Here is a 7,234-nt window from a genome sequence, read left to right on the forward strand (position 1 = left end):
GGGGTGTTCGGTCACGGGCGGGAAACGGGCGGGGAAAAGTTGTGACGGCGGTCTTTCCGTCGATCGACGGACCCGGGAACGTGGCGCGGGAGGCGCGGGGCGGCGGACGGGCCGGAACGCGGACGCGAGGTCCGGACGCCCGGCGGCCCCGCCCGATACATCCCGTATCGCGGCTTTCGCGTGGTAATCTCCGGCGACTTTTCGGGTGGATTCCGCCATCCATCCCGCAGGAAGCGTGGCAAGGGGGCTTCGTCGTGCGACGACGTAATCGGACAGACCATGACGCACGTGACATACCGACCGGTCGGATCGGAGGGTGCGCCGGGAGCCGGCGCCGTTTCCGCCCCCGGCCCGTTTCCCGCCCGGATCTCCCCGACCCGGCGCCCCGATCCGGCGCCCGCGGGCGCCGGGCGCGCCGCGTGACCATGACCGGTCTGCTGGCGATCACCCTCGCCGTCGGCCCCACCGCCTGCGCCTCCGACGGGGAGGTCGCCATCACCGTCCTGGCCGCCGACTTCGGACAGCGCGCCGCCATCCCCACCTCGGAGTTCTGGGACGACTTCACCGCCCGCTTCGAGGAGGAGAACCCCGGCATCACCGTCGAGGTGGAGCTCGTCCCCTGGGAGAACGCCGACACCGTCCTCGCCGAGCGGGTCGCGGCCGGCGAACCGCCCGACATCGCCCAGACCGGGTCGTTCGCCGAGTACGCCGCCGACGAACTGCTGTACTCCGCGTCGGACCTGCTGCCGCTGACCACGCAGGCCGACTTCCACATGCCGCTCGTCCGGGCGGCGGAGTACCGGTGGGAGCAGTACGGCATCCCCTTCGTCTCCAGCACCCCGCGCCTGTTCGTCAACCTCGACCTGTTGGAGCGCGCCGGGGTGGAGGAACCGCCGGGCGACTGGTCCGAGCTGCTGGGGGCCGCCCGAGCCCTGCGGGACGCCGGGGTGTCCATTCCCTACGCCCTGCAGTTCGGCCCCGACGGGGTGCACGAGGAGGCGCTGGTGTGGATGCTCGGCGCCGGTGGCGGCTACACCGACAACGGTGACCACTACGCCGTCGACTCGGCCGAGAACATCGAGGCGCTGGAGTGGCTGCGGGACAACCTCGTCGCCGAGGGGCTGACCGGCCCGCCCCCCGCCGAGCTGGACCGCGCCACCTCCTACGGCGGCTTCTTCGCCGGCGAGGTCGGCATGATGATGGGGCACCCGGCGATGCTGGTGGCGATGGAGCAGGCCGGTGTCGACTACGCGCACGTCCCCTTCCCCTCCCGGGACGGCGGCCCCGGGGTTCCCACCGGCATCTCCGACTGGCTGATCGCCTTCCGCGAGCACGGGCACGAGGACGAGGTGGGGGCCTTCCTGGAGTTCCTCTACCGGCCGGAGAACCACGCCCTCTCCAGCGGGCGGCACGGCACGATCCCCACCACCGTCTCGGCCTCGCAGCTGTTGCTGGAGGACGAGGACCACCGGCACCTGTGGGAGTTCGTGGACCAGATGCCGCGGGCCGAGCTCCAGCCGCTCAACAAGCACTCCTGGCCGGCGGTGCGCGGCCTGCTCCTGGAGCACCTGAACCGGGCGGTCGGCCCGGACGGGGACCCGGCCGCGGTGCTGGCGGAGATCCAGGCGCTCGCCGAGGAGGAGAGCGGGGCCGACGGCGGCGCGGGCGCCGGGTCGGAGGGGGACGGCTGACGGGGGCGCCCCGACCCGGGGCCTCCCGGGCGGGCCCGCGCGCCCGGGAAACAAATTCTCCCGATCTGCCCTTTTTGGTGATTGGGGCGGCCCGGGGCGGGCAGGGGCACCCCACGGGTGACAAGGGGGCCCGGTGGGTGCGCACCGGGCCCCCGCCCCTGTCCCGGGGTGGTCCGATCGCCGGCCCCGGCCCCCTTGAGTGCGCATCCGACCCAATAGTTGAGTCGGATGCGCTCAGGCTGTTTGACGTCGTCCGCATCCTCGGGCACTCTTGAGTCAACGCTACTCAAGGATTCGGCTGGAGGATCTGACATGGCACGTGCGGTCGGCATCGACCTGGGTACGACGAACTCCGTCGTCAGTGTTCTCGAGGGCGGTGAGCCCACCGTCATCGCCAATGCCGAGGGCGCCAGGACCACGCCGTCCGTCGTCGCCTTCGCCAAGAACGGCGAGGTGCTCGTCGGCGAGGTCGCCAAGCGCCAGGCGGTCACCAACGTGGACCGGACGGTGCGGTCGGTCAAGCGCCACATGGGCACCGACTGGAAGATCAACCTGGACGGCAAGGACTTCAACCCGCAGCAGATGAGCGCCTTCATCCTGCAGAAGCTGAAGCGGGACGCCGAGTCCTACCTGGGTGAGAAGGTCACCGACGCGGTGATCACCGTTCCCGCCTACTTCAACGACCACGAGCGGCAGGCCACCAAGGAGGCCGGTGAGATCGCGGGTCTGAACGTCCTGCGCATCGTCAACGAGCCCACCGCCGCCGCCCTCGCCTACGGTCTGGAGAAGGACGACCAGACCATCCTGGTCTTCGACCTCGGTGGCGGTACCTTCGACGTCTCCCTGCTGGAGATCGGCGACGGCGTGGTGGAGGTCAAGGCCACCAACGGCGACAACAACCTCGGTGGCGACGACTGGGACCAGCGCGTCGTGGACCACCTGGTCAAGAGCTTCCAGTCCGCCCACGGCGTGGACCTCTCCCGCGACAAGATGGCCCTGCAGCGCCTGCGCGAGGCCGCGGAGAAGGCCAAGATCGAGCTGTCCTCGTCCACCGAGACCTCGATCAACCTGCCCTACATCACCGCCTCCGCCGAGGGCCCGCTGCACCTCGACGAGAAGCTGACCCGGGCGCAGTTCCAGCAGCTCACCTCGGACCTGCTGGAGCGCTGCAAGATCCCGTTCCACAACGTCATCAAGGACGCCGGCATCCAGCTGTCCGAGATCGACCACGTGGTGCTCGTCGGTGGTTCCACCCGGATGCCCGCCGTGGCCCAGCTGGTGCGCGAGCTGACCGGCGGCAAGGAGGCCAACAAGGGCGTCAACCCGGACGAGGTCGTCGCCATCGGCGCCTCCCTCCAGGCCGGTGTCCTCAAGGGCGAGGTCAAGGACGTCCTGCTGCTGGACGTCACCCCGCTGTCCCTGGGCATCGAGACCAAGGGCGGCATCATGACCAAGCTCATCGAGCGCAACACCACGATCCCCACCAAGCGCTCGGAGATCTTCACCACCGCCGACGACAACCAGCCCTCGGTGCAGATCCAGGTCTACCAGGGCGAGCGCGAGATCGCGGCGTACAACAAGAAGCTCGGGATGTTCGAGCTGACCGGTCTGCCGCCCGCCCCGCGCGGCGTCCCGCAGATCGAGGTCACCTTCGACATCGACGCCAACGGCATCATGCACGTCTCCGCCAAGGACCTCGGTACCGGCAAGGAGCAGCGGATGACCGTCACCGGTGGCTCCGCGCTGCCGAAGGACGACATCGAGCGCATGATGCGCGAGGCCGAGCAGTACGCGGACGAGGACGCCAAGCGCCGCGAGGCGGCCGAGACCCGCAACCAGGCCGAGCAGCTGGTCTACACCACCGAGAACTTCATCAAGGAGAACGCCGAGAAGGTCCCCGGTGACGTCAAGACCGAGGTCGAGACGGCCGTCGCCGACCTCAAGGAGAAGCTGAAGGGCGAGGACACCGCGGCCATCCGCGAGGCGTCCGAGAAGGTCGCGGCCACCAGCCAGAAGCTGGGCCAGGCCCTGTACGCCGATGCCCAGGGCTCCGGCTCGGCCGCCGGCGGCGAGGGCGGCGGCGCCCGGACCGAGGGCGGCTCCTCCGACGAGGACGTCGTCGACGCCGAGATCGTGGACGACGAGAAGCCGAAGGGTGGTGCCGCGTGACCTCGGACCCCAAGGGCTTCGACAACGACCAGGAGCCCGAGGTCCCCGACGCCGGCACCACCCCGGAGTCCCCCTCGGACGGCGCCCGCGCCGCCGAGGGGGGCGCCGACACCCCGCCCGCCGAGGGCGGTACGCCGACGGGGGAGACTTCGGACCCCGCCGACACCGGTGAGCAGGACCCGGAGGCCGCTGCGGCCGCCGCGGCCGCCCGCGAGGCCGGGCTCACCGCCCAACTGGACCAGGTCCGCACCGCCCTGAACGAGCGCACGCTCGATCTCCAGCGGCTGCAGGCCGAGTTCCAGAACTACCGCCGCCGGGTGGAGCGCGACCGGGTCGCCGTCAAGGAGATCGCGATCGCCAACCTCCTGACCGAGTTGCTGCCGGTGCTCGACGACATCGGCCGCGCCCGGGACCACGGCGAACTCGTCGGTGGCTTCAAGCAGGTGGCCGAATCGCTGGAGACGGTCGCCGCCAAGCTGGGGCTGATGCAGTTCGGCAAGGAGGGCGAGCCGTTCGACCCGACGATCCACGAGGCGCTGATGCACAGCTACTCGCCGGACGTCAAGGAGACGACGTGCGTGCAGATCCTCCAGCCGGGGTACCGCATCGGTGAGCGCACGATCCGCCCCGCGCGGGTCGGTGTGGCCGAGCCCCAGCCCGGTTCGCCGGCCGGCGAGACGTCGGCCGGGGAGTCCCCCGCCGGGGACTCCGCCGACGGCGGGAGCGGCGAGAAGGAGAACGGTGGCCCGGACGAGGGCTGACGGTGACGCCCCCGGCGGACCCCTCGGGGTCCGCCGGGGGCTGCCGCGCAGGCGCGCGGCCCGACCACGGGGAGCGCTGGGAACACTGGCAGCAGGGGCAGCACCGGCGGCACGGGAACCACGGGCGACACCGGCCGGCGCCGGGCCGATGGAAGGAGGGACGCCGCGATGAGCACCAAGGACTTCATCGAGAAGGACTACTACAAGGTTCTCGGCGTCCCCAAGGACGCCACCGAGGCGGAGATCAAGAAGGCGTACCGCAAGCTGGCCCGGGAGTACCACCCGGACGCCAACACCGGTGACGCCAAGGCCGAGGAGCGGTTCAAGGACGTCTCCGAGGCGTACGACGTCCTCGGTGACGCCAAGCGCCGCAAGGAGTACGACGAGGCGCGCGCCCTGTTCGGCGGCGGTGGCTTCCGGCCGGGCCCGGGCGCCGGCGGGCAGTTCAACTTCGACCTCAACGACCTCTTCGGAGCCGGGGCCGGGGGTGCAGGGACCGGCACCACGGGTGGCGCCGGCGGCTTCGGCGGCGGCATCGGCGACGTCTTCGGCGGCCTGTTCAACCGCGGGGGCCCGGGCTCGCGGGTCCAGCCGAGGCGGGGTCAGGACATCGAGTCCGAGGTGACGTTGAGCTTCACCGAGGCCGTGGACGGCGCCACCGTGCCGCTGCGGATGTCCTCCAGCGCCGCCTGCAAGGCGTGCGCGGGCACCGGGGACACCAACGGCACGCCGCGGGTCTGCCCGACCTGCGTGGGCACCGGTCAGGTCAGCCGGGGCGGAGGGGGCGGGTTCTCGCTCACCGACCCGTGCGTGGACTGCAAGGGGCGCGGGCTGATCGCCGAGAACCCCTGTTCGGTGTGCCGGGGCAGTGGCCGGGCGACGAGTTCGCGGACCATGCAGGTGCGCATCCCGGCGGGTGTCTCGGACGGGCAGCGCATCCGGTTGCGCGGCAAGGGCGCGCCGGGTGAGCGGGGTGGCCCCAACGGTGACCTCTACGTCACCGTGCACGTCGATTCGCACCCCCTCTTCGGCCGGCGTGGCGACAATCTGACGATTACCGTGCCGGTGACCTTCCCCGAAGCCGCACTCGGTGCTGATATCAAGGTGCCGACCCTCGGCGGGCCGCCGGTGACGCTCAAGCTGCCGCCCGGAACGCCGGGCGGACGGACCATGCGCGCCCGGGGCAAGGGCGCGACGCGCAAGGACGGAACACGCGGCGACCTGCTGGTCACCATCGAGGTGACCGTGCCGCGCGACATGGGGGAAAGGGCGAGGAAGGCCCTGGAGGAGTACCGCGAGGCAGCCGCGGGTGAGGACCCGCGGGCGGGACTCTTCGAGGCCGCGAAGGGAGACTGACGTGGACGGCCGAGCAAGTCGAGTGGGTACCGGGCAGGGCATGGGCGGTACCGGACTCCCGGGGAGCACCCCGGGCGGAACCCGGTCCGAGGCGCCGTTCGGCGGCGCCCGGTACGACAACCCCTACGAACTGAACGACGACACCCCGGTCTACGTGATCTCGGTCGCCGCCCAGCTCTCCGGGCTGCACCCGCAGACGCTGCGCCAGTACGACCGGCTCGGCCTGGTCTGTCCCGACCGCACCGCGGGTCGGGGACGCCGTTACTCGGCACGCGACATCCAACTGCTGCGCGTGGTGCAGCGCCTCTCCCAGGACGAGGGCATCAACCTCGCCGGCATCAAGCGGATCATCGAGCTGGAGAACCAGGTCGCGGCGCTCCAGTCGCGGGTGGCCGAACTCCAGCAGGCGGTGGACGGCGCGGCCGTGGCGATGCGCCGCCGCGAGGCCCAGGTGCACGCCTCCTACCGGCGCGACCTGGTGCCCTACCAGGACGTGCGACAGTCCTCGGCGCTGGTCGTCTGGCGGCCGGAGCGCCGCCGCCGCTGACGGCTCGGGCCCGCCGGGCCCGACCGGAGACCTGCCCGTGGTGCCCGTGGTGCCGACCGTTCCCGGTCGAGGCCACGGGCACCTCGTTGTTCGGGGGTGGTTCGGGGGCGGTTCGGGAACCGGGCCGGGGCCGGTCCCCGGTGCTCCGGGACGGGCGGGGGCGTGACACAGCCACCGGGAGGACGATCGGGGACGCCGCGACGCGGCGTCCCCGAGGCGTTCGCGGGGTGCCCTTCGGCCCCCGGAACGGCCGCCGACAGGATGGTGCCGTCGGCTTTGCAGCATGTGGACAAAACCGCTTCTTCAATGGATCTTCCGCAATTGGAACAGTGGTGTGCGCCGGGGCGATCCGGCCGGGAAACCGGCCGGATTCCGGCCCGGTTCGTCTCGAAACCCATTCCGAAAAAGCATTCGGGAGCATTCATGCTGGAGCAGAAGCTGGACCGGCGCCTCGCCGAGTTCGGGGAACTCGGTGAGCACAGCGAGGGCTGGACCACCGAGCTGGGGCAGCCGGTGCTGGCCACCCCCGCCACCGCGTTGGCGTTCGTCGCCGGGGCCACCCTGGTCGGCGGCGCCTACGTGGCCGGCCGGGGCGAGATCCTGCAGTAATCGCGCCGACCCCGCGTCGATCCCCTCCCGGTGTCGGGGGGAAGCGGGGCGTGCCTCCGGATCCGCCCTCCACCCCCGGGCGGGCGGCCCCGGGTGTTCCC

At 71.6% G+C, this 7,234-nt stretch carries 6 protein-coding genes; all 6 read left to right on the top strand.

All coding sequences use genetic code 11. The features are described from left to right. The first annotated feature begins 425 nt into the window (after positions 1-425). Positions 426-1,691, top strand: a complete 1,266-nt coding sequence (locus FOE67_RS11230) for an extracellular solute-binding protein (protein WP_228473775.1) — start codon at positions 426-428, stop codon at positions 1,689-1,691. Positions 1,692-2,003: 312 nt separating this feature from the next. Next, the gene (gene dnaK / locus FOE67_RS11235; protein WP_182663152.1) at positions 2,004-3,860 is read left to right on the top strand and encodes a molecular chaperone DnaK; all 1,857 of its coding nucleotides are present in this window, start codon (positions 2,004-2,006) and stop codon (positions 3,858-3,860) included. After that, complete coding sequence (grpE, locus tag FOE67_RS11240; protein WP_182663155.1) at positions 3,857-4,621, top strand: nucleotide exchange factor GrpE; 765 nt, start codon at positions 3,857-3,859, stop codon at positions 4,619-4,621. Before dnaK ends, grpE begins: the two co-directional genes overlap by 4 nt. A gap of 168 nt (positions 4,622-4,789) precedes the next feature. Continuing rightward, a complete protein-coding gene (gene dnaJ, locus FOE67_RS11245) occupies positions 4,790-5,977 on the top strand; it encodes a molecular chaperone DnaJ (RefSeq protein ID WP_182663157.1) in 1,188 nt (395 codons plus the stop codon). A 1-nt stretch (position 5,978) separates the two neighbouring features. Next, a complete protein-coding gene (locus FOE67_RS11250; protein WP_323384718.1) occupies positions 5,979-6,524 on the top strand; it encodes a heat shock protein transcriptional repressor HspR in 546 nt (181 codons plus the stop codon). 423 nt (positions 6,525-6,947) lie between these two features. Further along, positions 6,948-7,133 carry a hypothetical protein gene (locus FOE67_RS11255; protein WP_182663159.1) on the top strand — a complete coding sequence of 62 codons (186 nt, stop codon included), beginning with the start codon at positions 6,948-6,950 and terminating at the stop codon, positions 7,131-7,133. The last annotated feature ends 101 nt before the right edge of the window (positions 7,134-7,234 follow it).

The organism is Streptomyces calidiresistens, from assembly GCF_014141525.1.
In the GTDB taxonomy this organism is placed as follows: Bacteria; Actinomycetota; Actinomycetes; order Streptomycetales; family Streptomycetaceae; genus Streptomyces; species Streptomyces calidiresistens.

Coding starts and splice junctions, on each gene's coding strand:
- FOE67_RS11255 (WP_182663159.1), top strand. CDS start 6,948: ATGCTGGAGCAGAAGCTGGACCGGCGCCTCGCCGAGTTCGGGGAACTC.
- dnaK (WP_182663152.1), top strand. CDS start 2,004: ATGGCACGTGCGGTCGGCATCGACCTGGGTACGACGAACTCCGTCGTC.
- dnaJ (WP_182663157.1), top strand. CDS start 4,790: ATGAGCACCAAGGACTTCATCGAGAAGGACTACTACAAGGTTCTCGGC.
- FOE67_RS11230 (WP_228473775.1), top strand. CDS start 426: ATGACCGGTCTGCTGGCGATCACCCTCGCCGTCGGCCCCACCGCCTGC.